16 protein-coding genes and 1 other annotated feature are annotated in these 19,140 nt (G+C 31.1%); of the genes, 12 read left to right on the plus strand and 4 right to left on the minus strand.

Annotation, left to right across the window (positions count from 1 at the left end; translation table 11 throughout):
- Nucleotides 1-52: 52 nt before the first annotated feature.
- Nucleotides 53-1,000, plus strand: coding sequence for a sigma-70 family RNA polymerase sigma factor (locus bsdtb5_RS09635; RefSeq protein ID WP_271715803.1), 948 nt, complete (start codon nucleotides 53-55; stop codon nucleotides 998-1,000).
- Nucleotides 1,001-1,178: 178 nt separating this feature from the next.
- Here bsdtb5_RS09635 and bsdtb5_RS09640 read toward each other — a convergent pair whose 3' ends face one another.
- The 3 genes from bsdtb5_RS09640 to bsdtb5_RS09650 all read right to left on the minus strand — a co-directional run bounded on the left by bsdtb5_RS09640 (nucleotide 1,179) and on the right by bsdtb5_RS09650 (nucleotide 3,674).
- Nucleotides 1,179-1,766 (minus strand): dipicolinate synthase subunit B, encoded by a 588-nt coding sequence (locus bsdtb5_RS09640; protein WP_271715804.1) that lies wholly within the window; start codon nucleotides 1,764-1,766, stop codon nucleotides 1,179-1,181.
- A gap of 90 nt (nucleotides 1,767-1,856) precedes the next feature.
- Nucleotides 1,857-2,750 carry a dipicolinate synthase subunit DpsA gene (gene dpsA / locus bsdtb5_RS09645; RefSeq protein ID WP_271715805.1) on the minus strand — a complete coding sequence of 298 codons (894 nt, stop codon included), beginning with the start codon at nucleotides 2,748-2,750 and terminating at the stop codon, nucleotides 1,857-1,859.
- A 135-nt stretch (nucleotides 2,751-2,885) separates the two neighbouring features.
- Complete coding sequence (locus bsdtb5_RS09650) at nucleotides 2,886-3,674, minus strand: MBL fold metallo-hydrolase (RefSeq protein ID WP_271715806.1); 789 nt, start codon at nucleotides 3,672-3,674, stop codon at nucleotides 2,886-2,888.
- A gap of 300 nt (nucleotides 3,675-3,974) precedes the next feature.
- Here bsdtb5_RS09650 and bsdtb5_RS09655 point away from each other — a divergent pair, with 300 nt between their 5' ends.
- The 9 genes from bsdtb5_RS09655 to bsdtb5_RS09695 all read left to right on the plus strand — a co-directional run bounded on the left by bsdtb5_RS09655 (nucleotide 3,975) and on the right by bsdtb5_RS09695 (nucleotide 14,915).
- Nucleotides 3,975-4,619: an HD domain-containing protein gene (locus bsdtb5_RS09655; protein ID WP_271715807.1), complete on the plus strand. Its 645-nt coding sequence runs from the start codon at nucleotides 3,975-3,977 to the stop codon at nucleotides 4,617-4,619.
- A gap of 217 nt (nucleotides 4,620-4,836) precedes the next feature.
- Nucleotides 4,837-6,936 carry a 5'-nucleotidase C-terminal domain-containing protein gene (locus tag bsdtb5_RS09660; RefSeq protein ID WP_271715808.1) on the plus strand — a complete coding sequence of 700 codons (2,100 nt, stop codon included), beginning with the start codon at nucleotides 4,837-4,839 and terminating at the stop codon, nucleotides 6,934-6,936.
- A gap of 289 nt (nucleotides 6,937-7,225) precedes the next feature.
- Entirely contained in the window at nucleotides 7,226-8,008 is a 783-nt protein-coding gene (locus tag bsdtb5_RS09665; RefSeq protein ID WP_271715809.1) for an ABC transporter ATP-binding protein, read from the plus strand.
- A gap of 3 nt (nucleotides 8,009-8,011) precedes the next feature.
- Nucleotides 8,012-9,652, plus strand: a complete 1,641-nt coding sequence (locus bsdtb5_RS09670; RefSeq protein WP_271715810.1) for a hypothetical protein — start codon at nucleotides 8,012-8,014, stop codon at nucleotides 9,650-9,652.
- Between the two features lie 64 nt (nucleotides 9,653-9,716).
- Nucleotides 9,717-10,277, plus strand: coding sequence for a hypothetical protein (locus bsdtb5_RS09675; RefSeq protein ID WP_271715811.1), 561 nt, complete (start codon nucleotides 9,717-9,719; stop codon nucleotides 10,275-10,277).
- Nucleotides 10,278-10,385: 108 nt separating this feature from the next.
- Nucleotides 10,386-10,655, plus strand: a binding site (T-box leader).
- Between the two features lie 145 nt (nucleotides 10,656-10,800).
- On the plus strand, nucleotides 10,801-12,009 hold the full coding sequence (tyrS, locus tag bsdtb5_RS09680; protein WP_271715812.1) for a tyrosine--tRNA ligase: 1,209 nt from the start codon (nucleotides 10,801-10,803) through the stop codon (nucleotides 12,007-12,009).
- Nucleotides 12,010-12,580: 571 nt separating this feature from the next.
- Nucleotides 12,581-12,871 (plus strand): CD3324 family protein, encoded by a 291-nt coding sequence (locus tag bsdtb5_RS09685; protein WP_271715813.1) that lies wholly within the window; start codon nucleotides 12,581-12,583, stop codon nucleotides 12,869-12,871.
- Nucleotides 12,872-13,083: 212 nt separating this feature from the next.
- A complete protein-coding gene (locus bsdtb5_RS09690; protein ID WP_271715814.1) occupies nucleotides 13,084-14,031 on the plus strand; it encodes a helix-turn-helix transcriptional regulator in 948 nt (315 codons plus the stop codon).
- Between the two features lie 35 nt (nucleotides 14,032-14,066).
- Complete coding sequence (locus bsdtb5_RS09695) at nucleotides 14,067-14,915, plus strand: GNAT family N-acetyltransferase (RefSeq protein ID WP_271715815.1); 849 nt, start codon at nucleotides 14,067-14,069, stop codon at nucleotides 14,913-14,915.
- 182 nt (nucleotides 14,916-15,097) lie between these two features.
- On the opposite strand, the gene bsdtb5_RS09700 is transcribed toward bsdtb5_RS09695, so the two are convergent.
- Nucleotides 15,098-16,123 carry a LacI family DNA-binding transcriptional regulator gene (locus tag bsdtb5_RS09700; protein ID WP_271715816.1) on the minus strand — a complete coding sequence of 342 codons (1,026 nt, stop codon included), beginning with the start codon at nucleotides 16,121-16,123 and terminating at the stop codon, nucleotides 15,098-15,100.
- A gap of 528 nt (nucleotides 16,124-16,651) precedes the next feature.
- Here bsdtb5_RS09700 and bsdtb5_RS09705 point away from each other — a divergent pair.
- Both bsdtb5_RS09705 and bsdtb5_RS09710 read left to right on the plus strand, forming a co-directional pair.
- Nucleotides 16,652-18,037 (plus strand): ABC transporter substrate-binding protein, encoded by a 1,386-nt coding sequence (locus bsdtb5_RS09705; protein WP_271715817.1) that lies wholly within the window; start codon nucleotides 16,652-16,654, stop codon nucleotides 18,035-18,037.
- A 238-nt stretch (nucleotides 18,038-18,275) separates the two neighbouring features.
- The gene (locus bsdtb5_RS09710; protein WP_271715818.1) at nucleotides 18,276-19,130 is read left to right on the plus strand and encodes a carbohydrate ABC transporter permease; all 855 of its coding nucleotides are present in this window, start codon (nucleotides 18,276-18,278) and stop codon (nucleotides 19,128-19,130) included.
- The last annotated feature ends 10 nt before the right edge of the window (nucleotides 19,131-19,140 follow it).

The following is a 19,140-nucleotide window of genomic DNA, read 5'->3' on the forward strand; positions in this document are numbered from 1 at the left end:
TCTTTCATTCTACAGACTATTAAACGACTTAAGGTCGCATATGGGAGTTAAGATGGAAGATAAGAATAAATTATTAGAAATGTTAAACGATATCATTGAAGTTGCTAAGACAAAAAGTAATGAGCTAACTATGGATGAAATCAAAAGTTTCTTAAATGGACTATCCTTAGATGAAAAACAAATTAATCTTGTTTATGATTATTTAATTGCTAACAAAGTAAAAATTAAAGGATATATTAATCCAACGAACGAGTTCCTAGGTTCGGTTCATAAAACAGAAGAGAATCAAGACATATATGATGTAGACAATGCACAAGATAACTGGAACGATTCGAAGGATATAAAGAATAAAGAGAGTAATGAGGCATCTCAGGATACTAATAATTCTGACATAGAAGATTTATCAAATGAATATACAAATGATAGTAAAAGTGATGATAAACTTCGAAAAGAAGAAGAGGAAGAAAAAGAATTCCTAGACATGTACCTCGCTGATATTGAGGCTATACCAGATATCACAAACGATGAAATTGAAAAATTGGTTCTCTCTTTTCTGAATAACGATGAAATTGCAAAGAGTAAATTAGTTGAAAGTTTTTTAAGAACAGTTGTTACAATTGCAAAGGAATATCGTAATCACGGAATTACTGTGGCTGATTTGATTCAAGAAGGTAATATAGGTCTGATGCAATCTCTTGATTCTTATAAGAAAGAAGTGAATCATAGTAATTTTAAAGAGTTTATTACAAATGGTATTCGAGATAATATCAAGGAAGCGATTTGGGAACAAAATAATTCTAAGAGTTTTGCAAAGAGAATGGCAGAGCGTTTAACGAATCTAAATCATAATATAAAGGAATTAAAAGAAGATCTAGGTAAAAAGCCTACAATCAAAGAAATTGCTGATTATATGGAAATTGATATAGAGGAAGTAAAAGATATGATTCGTATGTCAAAAGAAGATGATCTTGAGATTGATTACAACGGAAAAGAATTATAGATAGATTGGAATGAGAATAAATGATATGGATTATATACCTTAGATAACTTATATAAACCAACGTACAAATAAATGGAGTTGTAGAATACTGATAAGATTAATCTCAATCAGTTCCTACCACTCCATTATTTATTATCGAACTATTATTTATTTATTTATTTATTTATTTATTTATTTATTATTTTGGTGGTAATGTTAAAGGTTGAAATTGATTACCCTCCAAAGCACTTTCTAACGTAGGGACAATCAAATCCATTTGAGCAACTAATGAATTTGGTTTTTTCTTATAATCATCCTGGCCAAAAGGAACCATGTATATATTCTTGGTATTTAATAAGTGACCAATATTTTTAAGACTATTGGTAAGTCCATCATTCGTTGCAATTGCTAATACGACTGGTTTATCATTTCTTAAGTGGCCTTTTGCTGCCATTAGAACAGGTGTATCAGTGATAGCATTTGCTAATTTGGCGGTAGTATTGCCAGTACATGGTGCAATTAATAAGATATCTAACAAATTTTTTGGACCAAGTGGCTCAGCGTCTTCGATTGTAAAAATAGGCTCATTACCGGTTAATATTCTTGCACGTGCGATATGGTCTAACGCTTTACCAAAACGACTATCTATTTTTTGAGAATTAAAGGAAAAGATCGTTGTAACATGTGCTCCTTCTTTCACTAGATTTTCAATCTGAGGAAATACCTTTTCATAAGTACAAAATGAACCAGTAAGAGCAACTCCTATTTTCTTGTTTTCTAATTTCATGATTACTCCTATCTGCCATATTGGCATAAAACATTAAAATATGAATTGTTCTATTCGTTACATTTCCCTTTTTATCTGTAATTAAGCGAATTAGTCATGTGATTGATTGGAGGAAAATTCTTCTCGGTTAAAGTGGGTTATTACGTCAACAAGTATTTTAGCGGATGTCCTTGGTGCATATTTTCCAGGAAGGCCTAAGCAAAGTTTGGCATTGATATTCAATTCATTTGCTGCACCATAATTGACCCCTCCAGGCGCTGAGGCAATATCTATAATTGTGACAGATTTATTCACTAAGGTTAATAAATTGTAATCTAGAAGAAGAGCAGGTACTGTATTAAATATAAAATCATATTCATGAATCTCAGATTTTAAATCAGTGATTGCAAGGGCAGAGTAACCATAAGCTTTGGCTAAATAACGGTCTTCATTCTTTCGTGCTGCAATTGTAATAGAAGCATCAAGACCTTTTAATTTACTGGCTAGAATCTTTGCACATTTTCCAAAGCCTAGGATTAGACACTTGCTTCCATGCAGATTAATAGTGCTATTTTTAACTGCTTCTAAGATGGTTCCTTCTGCGGTTGAAATAGAATTTAAGATACTTACTTCGTTCATTTTCATGAAATCATGGAGTTCAATCTTATTTTCATTTAAATATTTCGTAATACGTTGTGACATGTCACCAGCGATGAAAACATGTTTGGATGTTAATGTCTCAAATAAATGTTCAATTGTTAGATCTTCATGTGGTTCTGTACTATTTATGTGAATCTGATCTCTTGACAATGGAATAGGGCCTAGGATTGTATCGCTTTTTTGGACTGCATCCAAAAGAGATGAGGCTTTACAAATGGAATCAGATAATATCTCACTACATAATCCATAAACAATCACTTTGGCTCCCTTTTCTAACAAAAGGTTTGCCATATAAACCTGTCGTAAGTCACCACCAATAATTGCAATATCATAATGATTTTGCATAGAAAAACCTCCTTTTGTATTAGAATATGTAGATTTTAAAAGATGGTGCGTGATATTTTCAGATGGTAGGAAATTCAAGGGGTAAAAATAATGTATCCAAGTGAATATTAGGCATTGAATATCGGTCCTTTATATTTAAAACTGAATCCGAATATGATTAAATTTATGAATACCTGTTCCAAATCGAACGAGATCGTTATCACGAAGATATTGTACTGCTTGTTTTACTTCAAGAAGGATACTAGGATCCAAAGGTAACGTATTATGTGAAGGGTATATCTTGGTAATATTATCTAGATTAGCAATCTTGTCAAGAGATTCTACTAGATCATTCGGATTGGTAGTTGGATAAAATGCATAGATCGGAGTAGTATCATATAACAGATCACCAGAGAATAAATAACCATTTGTCTGATCTAGGATAACGATGTGTCCTGGAGAATGTCCAGGGGTATGAATGATTCTAAGACTTCGGTTCCCTAGATCAAGAATCTCTTCACCTTTTAGTATTCTGGTAGGTGTTCCTTTATATATCGTGTAGTTATTAATATCAAATTCTTCTGGAAGAGGAACCGTAATATCTCTTATCACATCTTTACGAACAACACTTAAAGGAAGTGAGATGCCGTTAATTAGCCAATCCCTTTCGTTTTCATGAACATAGATGGAATCATATTCTTTGTGGCTACCAATATGATCCCAATGAACATGAGTCGTTATAACTGTGATAGGTAATGTAGTGAGTTGATCGGTTATCTTTCTAATATTTGATATTCCAAGTCCAGTATCGATAAGAATAGCTACTTTAGTTCCTATTAATAAATAAGAATGTACTTTTTCCCAGTGACCATATTCACTGATCGCATAGGTGTTAGAATCGATTGCTTCTATTGTAAACCATGGATCGTTAATTATTGATTTCATTTTAATCCTTTCAGACTTCTTGTTTTGTATTAGTTTTTATTAAGGAAGAATCTTGAATCTAGTTGATAATTATAACTTTTAATTTGCGTTGACATAGATTTACTTCCAATGCTATAATACAACACAAGCTAAATATATACAATAATGGAATACATAGGAAGATGTCGATAATATTAATTAATTAATTAACTAATAAACATACATCATATTTTGTATATTTACATAAGTCTAAGAAGAAAGTGTCTTATTGTTTTTATGAATTCTATAAATATTTATATATTAAAAGAAGAGGTGCATCCAATGACAGAGAATATTAGAAAAACAAATGATTTCTTAAAAGAAAAATTCTACGGTAATTCAGATAATGAGGATTATAGATACCGTTACGAACATACCCTTAGAACAGCCTCGATTGGACAAACGATTGCTAGAGAAGAGGGGCTAGACGAAGAAGGATTAATCCTCGCCTGCCTTCTTCATGATATTGGATACAAAGAATGTAAAACAGAGGAAGATTACAATCATCATGGAAGAATCTCAGAGCGCATTGCAAGAGAATTTCTTGAAAGTCTTGATCTAGAGCAAGAACGCATTGAGACAATATGTTATGGAATTATGATACATACAGAAGAGACAGAGAATCTTACACGTAAGCCAACAATATTTGAATTGAGTGTTGCAGATGCTGATAATATTGATCGATTTGACGCGTATCGCTTATATATTAATCTTCAATCTTGGGTGATTGAGAAAATGACAAGAGATGCGTTAGAAGAATGTGCTGATATAAGATTAAGTCGTTATACAGAATATAGGGATATCGAGTGCGCAACCAAAATAGCAACAAGGATGTGGCGTGATAAAATATCGTTTCAGATAGAGTATTTCAATCGTTTAAAAGAACAGATGAATAAAATGAAGGAATTTCAAAAGGAATTGGAGTAGCTATTCCTTATAAAATAAATATTACAAATAAATTACTTAATTAATAAGAAATTTACAAGAGACATCTTGATTTTTGTAAGAAAATGAAGTAGTATTCACTTTGGATAAAAAATACTTATAAGGGATATTATGGGCTGTAGATTAGGTGTTTATTTCTTTCAGTTCTTAGTTAAACTTATTAAGTAGTTTTATACCAAAAAGAGAGAGGATATGAAACATGAAAAACAGTATGAAAAAAGTTTTTGCCATCCTATTGGCAGTAGCTATGGTGTTCTCTGGTAATTCTTTAATGGTATCAGCAGAAACTACAACTACAAGTGATGCAAATAGCGTTACAATTCAAGTATTATCTACAAGTGATCTACATGGAAGATTTGTACCTTATGACTATGCAATTAATGCAGTTGACAACTCAGGTAGTTTAGCTCAAGTTGCATCCGTTGTAAAAAGCCTACGTAATGATAATACGTTATTACTTGATGTAGGGGATACAATCCAAGATAATTCAGCAGATTTATTCTTAAAAGATGACTTACATCCTATGATTGCTGGAATGAATGCTTTAGGATATGATACTTGGACAGTTGGTAATCATGAGTTCAACTATGGTATGGATACTCTAAAGAAAGTAATCAAACAATCAAAAGCAACTGTTCTTGGCGGTAATGTATATAATACAGATGGAACATCAATTGCAGCTCCATATAAGATTTTTGAGAAAAATGGAGTAAAGATTGCTGTTGTAGGTATGGTTACTCCAAATATTACAAAATGGGATGCTCAAAATTTAAAATCATATAAAGTAACAGATCCAGTGAAAGAAACAAAAAAAGTAATTGATCAAATCAAAGATAAAGTAGACGTTATCATTGCTGCAGAACATATGGGTGAAAGTAATGAATATGATGTTGCTGATTCAGGTATTAAGGATCTAGCAGCAGCTTGTCCAGAAATTGATCTTATTGTTGCAGCTCATGAACATAAAGGAGTAGAAGGCGTTTATTATAATAACGTACTTACTGTAGAAAATAAAAGCGGTGGTCAAACAGTTTCTAAAGTAGATATCACTTTAGAAAAAGGTGCTGATGGAAAATATGTAGTAAAAAACCGTAACTCAAAATTAATATCTACATCTACTTATAAAGCAGATCCTGATATGACTAATATTTTAGCAAAATATGATACAACTGCAAAAGCAGATGCTAATGTTGTTATTGGTAAATTAAAGGATGGAGACTTAGTTCCTGCTAACGAAATTAATGGTATTCCACAAGCTCAATTACAAGAATCAGCAATGATTAACTTAATCAATCAAGTACAAATGTACTATACTGGTGCAGAAGTATCAGCAGCTGCTATGTTCAATTCAAATGCGAATATGAAAGCTGGCGATATTAAAAAATGCGATACTGCATTAATCTATAAATATGCTAACACTTTATATAAAGTACAGATGACAGGTGCTCAATTAAAGAAATATATGGAATGGTCAGCAACTTACTATAATACATACAAAGATGGTGATTTAACAATTTCTTTCAACCCAGATGTTCGTGCTTACAATTACGATATGTTCTCAGGTGTAAAATATGATGTAAACGTATCAAAAGAACCAGGTAGTAGAATTGAAAACTTAAGAAGAATGAATGGTAAAGCAATTAAAGATACTGATGTTCTTATCGTAGCTGTTAATAATTACCGTGCAAATTCTCAATTATTATCTTATGGACCAATCTTCAAAGAAGGTGAAGCACTTCCTAAATTACTTGCGACTGATGTAAAAAGTAATATTGGTGGTGTAAGAGAATTAATTAGAGATTATATTACTAACGTTAAAAAAGGTGTAATTAAACCTGAATTAAGTGGTAACTGGAAAGTTACAGGTAACACATGGAATAGAGATTTGCATCAAAAAGCTGCAGAATTAATCAATACAGGTAAAATAACATTACCAGTATCAGCTGATGGAAGAACTCCAAATGTTAAAGCAATAACAAAGGCTGACATTGCACAATATGTAACAATCGCAGCTCCTGCACAAGCTACAATGAAGAGTGTTAAGAGTAAAAAAGCAAAAACAGCAGTAGTAACTTTAAATGATATGCTTGAAGCAGAAGGATATGAAATCTCTTATTCAACAGATAAGAATTTTGTTAACGATGTGAAGACAATTACTACAGATAAGAATGTTGCAACTTTAACTGGCTTAAAGAGCAAGAAAACTTATTATGTAAAAGTTAGAGCATTAAGAAAAGACTTTACTGAAACTGTTCTTTTTGGTGATTACAGTACAGTTATGAGTGTAAAGGTTAAATAAGTTATATAGTATTGTTATATAATTAGATTAGATAATTGTATCATATAAAGCTCGTAAAGAATCTAAAAGGATTCTTTATGAGTTTTTATTTTTATCTAAACACTTTTCTTAGAATTAATAACTAGTTGTCTTATTCAGTTATCAAAGTCTTAAAATATAACTTGATTATTAAGAATGGAATCAGTTTACAACCCATACAATTATTGGTATAGTAATGAAAGAAAGATATATGAAATCTTACAAATATCACAAATTAAGAAAATTGGTAGTTGCTATGGGAGGAAATATAATGGAAAGAGAGATTACAGTAGAAATAAAAGATCTGTATATGAGCTATGGAGATAAGGATGTCCTAAAGGGCATAAATCTTGAAGTTCATAAAGGAGAAATTATAGGGTACATTGGAACGAATGGGGCAGGAAAAAGTACAACAATCAAGATAATGCTAGGCATCGTAGAAGGCTATACTGGAGTAGTAAAGGTATTTGGGCAAGATATATCAAAAGATAAATTAGAATATAAACGAAGAATAGGATATGTACCAGAGATTGCTGAAATATACGATAATCTTACAGCGAGAGAATATCTAACATTCATTGGTGAGTTATATGGTATCAATTATGAAGTAGTTGATTCAAAAGCAAAGAGATTAATGAGGATATTCGGAATTAGCGAATCCTATGATGAGAGAATTAATTCTTATTCCAAAGGTATGAAACAAAAGGTACTAATTATCTCAAGTCTTCTTCATAATCCTGATATATTATTCTTAGATGAACCGTTAAGTGGTCTTGATGCCAATAGTGTTATGATAGTGAAAGAGATTCTTGCTACCTTATCGAAACAAGGTAAGACAATATTTTATTCTTCTCATATTATGGACGTAGTTGAGAAAATCAGTAATCGAATTGTGCTTCTTAATCATGGGCAGGTGGTTGCTGATGGAAGCTTTAATGAGTTGAAAAAGAGTTCAAAAGAAGGAACACTTGAGCAAATCTTTAATCAGATCACTGGTTTTGATGAATATGAAAACCTTGCAAAAGAATTTGTTTCGATAGTTGAAGAGGTGTAGCCAATGGAAGACTTTATGGCACTAAAATTCTTAGATAAATTGAAACCTATCTTTCATAAAATGGGTGTTGACTATGAAGTGATGAGAAAGATCATACAGATGAAACTTCTTCTTGACGGTAGAAGAGTACCGACTGTATTCTCTGGTAATAACCAGAAAGCGAAGAAAGATAGCAATCGCTTTTTGGCATCTTTGTGGGTGTATATTTTAATGGGACTTATATTAATACCATTTGTCATTATGAAGAATAATTATATTTATCAGATGGGTATTGTATTCGGTATTATCATGTTTTTTGTAATGAGCTCATTAATGTCTGATTTTTCAAATGTAATCTTAGATACAAAAGATAAAAATATTATTGGGATAAGGCCTGTTGATTTTAAAACAATTCGATTTGCAAAAACAATTCATATTACGATATATATGTTTTTTATTACGGCAGCTTTAGTAGGGCCTGCTCTTGTTGTTAGTTTATTTACGCAAGGAATTGCTTTCTTCTTAATATTTCTTTTTTTAATTATACTGGTAGATTTATTCTGCATTGTGTTGACTTCTTTAGTCTATGCCTTAATACTAAAGTTTTTTGATGGGGAAAAATTAAAAGATATAATAAACTATGTGCAAATTATACTAAGTTTGGTGATAATGATTGGATATCAATTTATAGGAAGGCTATTTGATATTGTAGATTTAAAAATAGAATTTGTCCCAAAATGGTGGCAATATCTAATCATACCAATATGGTTTTCAGCTCCATTTGAAATGCTAAAGAAATCAGATATTAACCTTAACTTTATTATATTCACAATAATGGCAATTATTGTGCCTATCCTTGCTATGGTATTATTTATTAATAAGATGTCTAAATTTGAGATGAACTTAAATAAATTAAGCAATCATTATCAAAATAAGAAAATTGATAGAAAGGGAAAAGTGCCATTCCTATCAAAGATAATATGCAGAACTAAGGAAGAAAGAATATTCTACCGATTTGCATCTGATATTATGAAGCAGGAACGAGATTTTAAATTAAAAGTTTATCCAAGTATAGGGTTTTCCATCATATTTCCTTTTATATTCTTATTTCAGCAACTTTCTGATAATACCTTTAAAGAAATCTCAAAAGGAAAATGTTATTTATTTATCTACTTTTGCGGACTTTTGATACCATCAATTATTACATTAATGCAGTGTTCGGAGAAGTATAAAGGCGCATGGATCTATAAAGTGATTCCAATTAATAATATGGAAGCGGTATTCAAAGGTACGATTAAAGCGCTTTTATGTAAAATACTACTGCCAATTTTCTTAGTGGAGGCAATACTTTTTGGAGTATTGTTTGGAGAAAGAATTATACCAGATCTTTTTCTTGTATTTATAAACTTGATGTTATATATTACCCTATGTTTTATGTTAATTAAAAAAGCTCTTCCATTTTCAGTCGCTTTTGATTCAGCTCAAAATGATGCTGGAATAAATTTCGTCTTAATCTTCGCACTTGCTGCAATAGCCCTTGTTCATTTGGGATTTTTGAGTATTCCTTATGGAATATATATTAATCTTATCATATCCTCTATCGCAACTCTGATATTATGGAAGATTGCATTTCGTATATCATCCGATAATATATATGAAGGGTAGTTAATAAGTATATAATCAAAAAAATACAATTAAAATTAATATAATATTAGCTAGGTGGGAGATAATGAGAAAATCAAATGCAATAGTCATTGCTAATAAATTTTTGTATATAATAGAATTGCTGATAGGTTATTTTATGCTATCTATGGGCATTCTTGGTGTCATTGTACTAATAAGCGAAGGAATAACATCCGATACATTAATTGGAATACTAATTTTTTTGATCTTAGGAATTATAATGACGTACTTTGGAAATAAGAGAAAAAAATTATTAATCACATTCAATATTTATTACAATATTCTAGAAGCAGATGCATCTGGCTCTATTGAGAATATAGCATCAGTTGTGGGAACTTCTCAGGAAGTTGTAAAAAAGAATCTGAAAAAGATGATAAAACTAAAGTATTTTAAACATGCATATGTTGATGAACAAAAAAATTGTATTGCATTAAACGGTAATCAAATTAAGAATCAAGCTAATTTAAACCAGGAAGAAGATAAAACTTCGATACAGCAAACGCATGAATATGTTAATGTTACATGTAATTATTGTGGCACAATTAATAAGATTGTTAAAGATACAGTGGGGGAATGCGAATTTTGTAGAACACAGATAATAGGATAAGAATAGAGAATGAAAAAAACCAAAGATTATAAAATCCATCATTGACAAATCATGTGATATTTTTTATAATTAGTAAAATATTTAATATTTCGTAAAATAAATAAGTTTATAAAAGCAATGATAAGAATAAGTAGTAATTGGTGAAACATACAGAAAGCAGCCGTTCGATGAGAGGAGCATGGGAAACTAATTATGAATACATCTTTGAGCTTCGCACTGAATCTATTAAGTAGGCTGCGACGGATTCCCGCACACGTTATAGTGCTAGAGTATCGTTAATTGTAGTAAAGTTTGCAATTTACTGTACTTGAAGAGGTAGACAATGTGAGTTGTCTATGAATTAAGGTGGTAACACGAGATTATGCTCTCGTCCTTTTATTAGGACGGGAGTTTTTTTGCGTTGTAGAGAAGTTGGAAAACAGTGCATATTCTTATCTTTAATGAAATATTAGATAAACATTAGGTATGAAGTTGGTACTTGCAGATACAAAAAATAAAGGAAGAATGAAAGGACAATGTAGTTATGATGAAATCAGTAGAAGAGCAATTTAAAATAATCACCAAAGGAGTAGATACACTAGTTAATGAAGAAGAACTAAAAGAAAAGTTAAAGCGTTCCATAAAGGAAGACAAACCTTTAATTATTAAGTTAGGGTTAGATCCAAGTGCTCCGGATATCCATCTAGGCCATGCGGTTGTTTTAAGAAAAATTAAGCAGATGCAGGATCTAGGGCATAAAGCCGTCATTATTATTGGTGATTTTACAGGTCAGATTGGCGATCCGACTGGAAAGGCAAAAGGAAGAAAAGCTTTATCCAAAGAGCAAGTAAAGGAAAATGCAATCACGTACCAGACTCAGATATTTAAAATTCTTGATAAAGATAAAACTGAGATTCGTTTTAATGGAGAGTGGTTAAGTAAGCTTAACTTCGAAGATGTTATAAAGCTTGTTGCATCTACAACAGTAGCTAGAATATTAGAACGTGATGATTTCAAGAAACGCTACAGTAATAATGTTCCGATTGGATTACATGAATTCTTCTACCCATTAATGCAAGCATATGATTCCGTAGCAATTGATGCAGATATTGAACTTGGAGGAACCGATCAGACCTTCAATATTCTAATGGGTAGAAATCTTCAAAAGAGTATGGAGAAGGACCAACAAGTTGCTTTATTCATGCCAATTCTAGAAGGACTTGACGGTGTGGAGAAGATGAGCAAAAGCCTTGGTAATTACATTGGAGTAAATGAAGATGCCAATATTATGTTTAAAAAGGTTATGGAAGTACCAGATGCATTAATTATGAAATACTTTAATTTAGCTACAGATATGCACCCAGATGAAGTAACTGTAATAGAAAGAGAACTTAAAGAAGGTAAAAATCCTAGAGATGTAAAATATGAGCTAGCAAGAATTATCACACTTCTTTACCATTCAGAAGAAGATACTATGAAAGCTATGGAATTCTACAACACAGCATTTTCAAAAAAAGAGATTCCAGATGATATTCCGGAATTGTTAATCGAACTTGAAAATGATAAGTTAATTGACATCATTCCATTGCTTGTAAGTAATCAATATGTTGTATCAGGCAGTGAATTTCGCAGATTGCTAAAACAAGGTGGAGTACAAATAAATGGTGAAAAAATGGATGATTTAGATTATGTCTTATCAAGTGAAGACGTATTGAAAATAGGAAAGAAGAAATTTGTTAAGATTATTAAATAAATTAATTCTTTTAAATCAAATGATGTTGGGGTCAAATAGCTTTAATTTAGTGTACTGAGTGTATATCGCTGTATAATTATGAATTTTGGCTACCTTTCCCTCAGGCACCATATTTTTTACAAGCCTCAGAACTAGCGAAAATACTCACTCACGTTCCTATTTTCACTATGAGTCTTGACAAAATATAAACGATACCTTTGGCCGGACTACGCCAAAATTAATAATTATACATCAATATACACATTGTAAGTTATAAAAGGCTATTTGACCCCAACATCATCAAATTAGAGTGTCAAAGTCCATTCCATGTTTTTTATGCTACTACAAATATAAATCATCCCAAAAATAATGAATTGTAGTACTTGAATATTCACAATTTTATAGTATAATATATAAAGCAGATATTGTAAAAAATATCAGTATATGGAATAAATAGGAGGGAATATTTATGACTCTAAAATTAGTTAGTTTTGCTTAGCAAGGGCTATGCAAAATAAAACTTAATTGTTTGGCCTTTGCTCGGTCGATTGTTATCGACCTGATCCTAAGAAGAATAATTTAGGAGGGCAAAATGAGCTATCAGAAGGCAATCAATGTGCTACCTATTGAGTTGGTAGAACAAATACAACAATATATTGATGGGGAATATGTTTATATTCCAAGAAGAGATGAAAAAAAGAAATCTTGGGGAACGAATACTACAATTCGAAGTGAATTAAGAAATCGAAATGAGTCTATTTTTGATGATTATCAATCGGGTATATCAGTAAATAGTATTGCAGATAAATATTTTTTATCTGAGAAAAGTATCCAAAGAATTCTAAGACAACAAAAAAATATGTATATTGTAAATCAGAGCTAACATTGAATGGTTAGCTCTTTTATATTAGTTGATTTTGGATTAAAAAGCCTTATTTAATTTTGCTGAGTGTATATTGTTGCATAATTATACATCAATATACACAATGTATGTTATGAAAGGCTTTTGATCTTTACAGAATAAAAATTCGATATAATTTAGTACAAGTAAGAGTTCAACGAATAATATGAATTCAAGGGAAGAGGAAAAGATTCATGAATCGTTTATTTGAGATTTTATATTTATTGATTGAGAAAAGAACAATAACCGCCAGGGAGCTTTCTAATCATTTTGAAGTATCGGAAAGAACTATCTATCGAGATATTGACACTTTATGTATGTCAGGAATTCCAATCTATACGAAAAAGGGTAAGAATGGTGGCATCTCAATCGTAGATAATTATGTTCTTAATAAAGTATTAGTATCCGATGAAGAAAAGTTACAAATATTGTCCGCACTTCAAAGTATGAAAGCGGTAGATATGGACAACTCCGATGAAATATTAACTAAACTAAATAGTATATTTAACATACAGTACTCAGATTGGATCTCGATTGACTTTTCTGATTGGAGTAATCAAAGGCAAGAAGTGTATAAAATAATTAAATCTGCAATACTGAATCAGAAAGTACTACAGTTTGATTATTATAATCGTAGCGGGAAAGCATCGAAGCGTATTGTAGAACCGATACAATTATGGTTCAAGAGTTATACATGGTATTTAAGAGCGTATTGTAGAGAAAAGCAAGATGTACGTGTCTTTAAACTAAATCGAATGCAAAGAATAGAAGTGTTACAGGAATTCTTTGAGAAAAGGGATTATACCCTGAAGGATAAGATAAGTGATAATCATTTAAGTGGCAATCAATCAAGTGATAATCAGGCAAACGACAATCAAGAGAAGGAAATCAAGAAATCTCAGACATTTACTCTTCTTATTGATAAGACTCAAGCATATCGAGTATATGATATATTTGATGAAAGTAATATTGAATTAAGGGAAGATGGTAACTATCTAATTTCTTTGGATTATCAGATTGATGAGTGGGTATATGGATTAATATTATCTTTTGGTGCTTATGTAACTGTTATTTCTCCTGATTCGCTAAGAATAGAGATTAAGAAGAAGTTAGAGGATAATTTAAGAAATTATATGAGTTGATATAAACTTGTAATAAAGCTAGATGAGAGGTTATTATGATACGTGAATGTAGAAGAGAAGATTTTAACAAGGTAATCAAATATATTTTTGAAAAGAATGCTATTGCTGAATATGCATTTGATACATGTCCGAATGAAATGGAAGGTATTCAACAATTGTTAGAGGAAGCAATTGATAAAAATGATATGAAGATAATTGTATCTTATGAGGAGAAAAATATCAATGGTGTTGCTCTTTTGCCTTGCAATGACATAGAGAATGACTGTATTGGTATTTTTACTACATCTTCATTTAAAGATATAGCAATGAGCATGTTTCAATATGTGAAAGATACTTTAAAGGGTAAAAGTTATTATTTGTATGTAAATGAACAGAATAAACATATTGAAGAATTAAAGGATTATTATAAGGTCAATGATTTAGGGAAAGATATGACATTAGTGTTAGATACATATTCCGATTCATTTATCAATTCATATATCCAAGAGAATAAACAAGAAGATAGTTTTGAAGAATTCAAAGAGGATTTTGCAGTTATGCATGATGAGTTATTTCCAGATATATATTGGTCATCGAAACGTATTTTGGAAAGCTTAGATGATTGGAAAATAATATTAGAAAACAATCAGGATATTTTAATTGGCTATGTCATCTTAGTAATGAATAAAGATAATATCTATATTCAGCAAATTGGGGTAAAAGAAGAGTATAGAAAGAATGGATATGGACATAAATTAATAAGAAGAGTTATGAATTATGCAGCTATGAATAGAAAGAGCCTGATACTAGATGTGGAAACAGATAATACTTCTGCAATTTCATTATACAAATCTTTAGGGTTTAAAACAGTCAAAGTAAAGCATCTCTATCAGATTAAGTTTTAAAAAAATGATAATATTGGAATGAATACTAATTTTCTTTTGGACACTTTATAATAGCTAGATCAGTGAATGCAAATAGCATCAACTTCTAAAAAAGTAAGTTGATGCTATTTGCATTCTTATCATCATGAACATTTAATATAACTTCATATAGCGTACTAGCCTAATACAAAATTAAAGAGTCATTAAAGAATACTTCGGCAAGAGCCACCGACAATTAATTCTCCATCATATATTTTATGTACTGTACCACATTTTTGATTAATTAAATCAAATAATATCTTAGTACTCTCTAATCCTATTTCTACAACGGGTTGTTTGATTGTAGTAATGGTGGGATTGAAATAGGAGGTTAGCTCAATTCCATCGAATCCAAGTACGGAATAATCATCTGGTATTGATTTACCATAATCTAGAATTGCTTTACAAACGCCAATAGCTAGATTATCTGATATTGCAAAAATAGCAGTAAAATCCTCATTGGAGGATAATAGTTCATATGTACAGATTTTACCATTCTCAAGAGAATACTCATCAATATCTTTATGCATATATTTGATCAGATTCTTATTAATTGGAATACCATGATCTTTTAATGCATTCAAGTAGCCATTTAAACGGTATTTACCAATACTTTCATCCTCCTTCGCTGTGATAATTGCGATTTTCTTATGACCTAATCTGCAAAGATAGTCCACCGCTTTATAACTTTCCTTATAGTCATCAATACTGATAGAGGAATAACTATCTAAATTGGCATTTTGTGCTATTGATGTAGTCAATACAAATGGAACGTTTATACGGCACAATTTCTCTGTATTGTGGGTGAATTTACCACCTACAATAATGATTCCTTGGAGTTTCTTTTCTTTGATTAATTCTACAGCAATGTCAACTTCATCAGAAAAGGAGTCTATTTGATGAATTAACATGGAATAGTTCCTTTGATTAATCTCTTTTTCAATCGTTTTTATTAATGGAGAGAAAAAGGGATTGGTGATTCCTTTTACTAAGACAGCAATCGTTTTGGAGTTGTTACGTTTTAGATTTCTAGCACTATTATTCGGGATATAATTATTTTGCTCAATTATCTTAATAATCTTTGCTTTTGTTTCAGCATTAACATCAGGATGATTATTAATTGCCCTAGATACGGTGCTAACGCCTACTCCACATAACTTTGCAATATCTTTGATATTTAATGAATCCATATACATTACTCCTTCATATCAATTGCAAGATCCGCCATTTGGCTGTGAGACGGTAGCGCATGAATTTTAAAATATACTTTGTAAAGACAGTTTTTACACCATCTTTTTATTATCATATTGTAAAATATTTCATAATATTATACAAGTAGATATTTCAAAATAATCAATTTACTTCCTATCGCTTATATATAATTGCCATAGAAAGAGGAAATTACATTAAAAAAGAGACAATATCACGAATCATGATGAAGAAATAAATAAAATATATGTAAAAATATAACAGGAATATATTGTAAAACAAAACTAGATATGGTAATATATGTATGAACTTGGAAACGTTACCGATAACGATACCAATCTTGTCCAAAGAATTCATTAATTAAGTAATATCAACGGATGCATTCTTAATAAAGTATCGAGAGGTTTCTAGAATAGGGGACTTGTACTTTTGGCTGTGAAGTACGAGAAATAATCTGGAAAATCAGATAATCGGTAATTCTGAGTAAAATATGAAAGTGAGGATGTATTATGAAAAAAATGAAAAAAGTGAAAAAAGTTGTAGCTCTAATGTTAGCTCTAGTTCTAGTAGCATCAAGTTTAACTGGTTGTAAATCAGACAAAAAAACAACTAACACTTCTACGAAGCAATCAGAGGATAAGAGTGGAGATACAGATAAGTCAAAAGAACCAGTAAATATTGAAATATTACAATATAAAGTAGAGATTAATGATCAATTACAAGCAGCAATTGATACATATACGAAGGAAAATCCTAATGTTAAGATTACTCTTCAGACAATTGGTGGTGGAGAAGATATTGGTGTTACATATAAATCAAGAGCAGCAGCTGGAGATATGCCTGACATTTTTAACTGTATTGGACCAGATGAATGTGGCAGATACAAAGATTTCTTAGAAGATTTATCAGATCAACCTTGGGTATCACATGCTAATGCAGGTATGTTAGATCTTGATACGATTGATGGTAAAGTATATGGTCTTCCTGTTAGTACTGAAGCATTTGGTTTAATCGCTAATAAAAAGATGTTCGAAGATGCTGGTGTTGATATTTCTAACATCACAACTTATGATCAATTAGATCAAGCATTTGCAGCATTACAAGCTAAGATTGATGATGGTTCTTTAGCTGATAAATGGCCAATGCTTAAAAATGTTACAGCAGTTCAAGGTGCAGAAAAATGGGTACTAGGAGATCATGCAGTTAACGTTGCTTTAGCACCAGAATTTAAAGAAGATGTATTTGCAGCATACAATGCAAAAGACATTCAATTCTCTTATAAAGACGCTTATAAAGATTATATCGATTTACAATTAAAATATTCAGCAAATGCAAAGGATCATGCTGGAGCTGTATCTGTTGGTTATAGTGATGCAGTACAAGGCGCTTTAGCTTTAGGATCAGTTGCAGTAATTCAACAAGGTAACTGGATCTATAATGATGTAAATACAGTTGATCCAAAGATTGCTGAGAATCTTGTATTCTTACCAGCACCAGTTAAAGGTTACAAAGAAGACAGCATCTTTACATTAGTTGCAAACTATTGGTGTGTAAACAGTCAATCAGATGCCAAGGTTAAGCAAGCATCTAAAGACTTCTTAAATTGGTTATATCAATCAGATGCAGGTAAAGATATCGTTGTAAATAAATTTGGATTCTTACCAGTATTTGATAATTATGGAGATTTAGCTCCAAAGGATCCATTATCAAAAGGTATCTTAGATTACATGAAAGCTGGAAAAGTAATTAGCGCTGTATTTAAAGGTGCACCAGGTGCAGATTGGTTACAACAAGTATTTGGATCTAAAGTACAAGGATATTTAACTGGAGATTTAACTTGGGATCAAGTATTTGATGAATCAGCGAAAGAATGGAATAGCATGAGAAATAAATAATAAATCAATATACTCGGTTAGATCGTGAAAGACCTTTAACACTCTACACAAGTATATAAGAATAATGATTAAATCATAGATTCGTACGTCGAGATTATGGAAATATAGGAAGGCCAGCGGCCCTTACTGATTTATAATTCATTGATTTTGACGTACGAATTAATTTTAAATAATATTATCTTTTATAAATAAAATGGAAAATAAATACAGAATTTATGAAATAGAGAGGAGAGATTGAATGAGACGTTCAAAGTTAGGGTTTTGGCTTTTCTTAGCTCCTTGTTTAATTGCTTTTAGTGTAGTAGAACTGTATCCAATGCTATCTGGTTTTTATTATTCTCTTACGGATTGGGATGGTATATCAGCAACTCCAAAGTTTATAGGACTAGAGAATTTTAAGAATATATTTACCAATGAAAAGATGTTTTGGAGTTGTTTTGGATTCACAGCAGCCTTTGCAATATGTTCTGTAATACTAATCAATCTGGTTGGATTTGCCCTTGCGCTTTTGGTAACCAAAAAATTTAGAGGAGCAAATTTATTAAGAGGCGTATTTTTTATGCCTAATTTAATTGGTGGGCTTTTATTAGGTTTCGCATGGCAATTTATCTTTACTAAGATATTTCCAGCAACGAATATACCGTTTCTTCAAAATTGGTTAACAGATAAAGAAACAGGTTTTGCAGCACTATTAATCGTAATGGTTTGGCAAATGAGTGGTTATATGATGATTATATACATAGCAGCACTTCAAAATATTCCAGATAATATATTAGAAGCTGCAGCAATCGACGGTGCTGGAGGCTTTCGTAGATTAAAAGACATTACAATGCCAATGGTGTCTCAAGCGTTTACAATTGGTATCTTTTTGATCTTATCAAATTCATTTAAGTTATTTGATCAAAATTTAGCTCTTACCAATGGTGATCCAAACCATGCTACCGAAATGTTAGCACTTAATATTTATAAAACTGCTTTTAGTGCAAATGATATGGGTATGGCACAAGCAAAGGCCATCATTTTCTTTATATCAGTAGCAATCATATCTATCATACAATTGTATTTTTCAAAGAAAAGAGAGATAGAAGCATAGAAGAAAGGAA

Source organism: Anaeromicropila herbilytica, from assembly GCF_016591975.1.
In the GTDB taxonomy this organism is placed as follows: Bacteria; Bacillota; Clostridia; order Lachnospirales; family Lachnospiraceae; genus Anaeromicropila; species Anaeromicropila herbilytica.

Coding starts and splice junctions, on each gene's coding strand:
- bsdtb5_RS09635 (WP_271715803.1), top strand. CDS start 53: ATGGAAGATAAGAATAAATTATTAGAAATGTTAAACGATATCATTGAA.
- bsdtb5_RS09640 (WP_271715804.1), bottom strand. CDS start 1,766: ATGAAATTAGAAAACAAGAAAATAGGAGTTGCTCTTACTGGTTCATTT.
- dpsA (WP_271715805.1), bottom strand. CDS start 2,750: ATGCAAAATCATTATGATATTGCAATTATTGGTGGTGACTTACGACAG.
- bsdtb5_RS09650 (WP_271715806.1), bottom strand. CDS start 3,674: ATGAAATCAATAATTAACGATCCATGGTTTACAATAGAAGCAATCGAT.
- bsdtb5_RS09655 (WP_271715807.1), top strand. CDS start 3,975: ATGACAGAGAATATTAGAAAAACAAATGATTTCTTAAAAGAAAAATTC.
- bsdtb5_RS09660 (WP_271715808.1), top strand. CDS start 4,837: ATGAAAAACAGTATGAAAAAAGTTTTTGCCATCCTATTGGCAGTAGCT.
- bsdtb5_RS09665 (WP_271715809.1), top strand. CDS start 7,226: ATGGAAAGAGAGATTACAGTAGAAATAAAAGATCTGTATATGAGCTAT.
- bsdtb5_RS09670 (WP_271715810.1), top strand. CDS start 8,012: ATGGAAGACTTTATGGCACTAAAATTCTTAGATAAATTGAAACCTATC.
- bsdtb5_RS09675 (WP_271715811.1), top strand. CDS start 9,717: ATGAGAAAATCAAATGCAATAGTCATTGCTAATAAATTTTTGTATATA.
- tyrS (WP_271715812.1), top strand. CDS start 10,801: ATGATGAAATCAGTAGAAGAGCAATTTAAAATAATCACCAAAGGAGTA.
- bsdtb5_RS09685 (WP_271715813.1), top strand. CDS start 12,581: ATGAGCTATCAGAAGGCAATCAATGTGCTACCTATTGAGTTGGTAGAA.
- bsdtb5_RS09690 (WP_271715814.1), top strand. CDS start 13,084: ATGAATCGTTTATTTGAGATTTTATATTTATTGATTGAGAAAAGAACA.
- bsdtb5_RS09695 (WP_271715815.1), top strand. CDS start 14,067: ATGATACGTGAATGTAGAAGAGAAGATTTTAACAAGGTAATCAAATAT.
- bsdtb5_RS09700 (WP_271715816.1), bottom strand. CDS start 16,123: ATGGATTCATTAAATATCAAAGATATTGCAAAGTTATGTGGAGTAGGC.
- bsdtb5_RS09705 (WP_271715817.1), top strand. CDS start 16,652: ATGAAAAAAATGAAAAAAGTGAAAAAAGTTGTAGCTCTAATGTTAGCT.
- bsdtb5_RS09710 (WP_271715818.1), top strand. CDS start 18,276: ATGAGACGTTCAAAGTTAGGGTTTTGGCTTTTCTTAGCTCCTTGTTTA.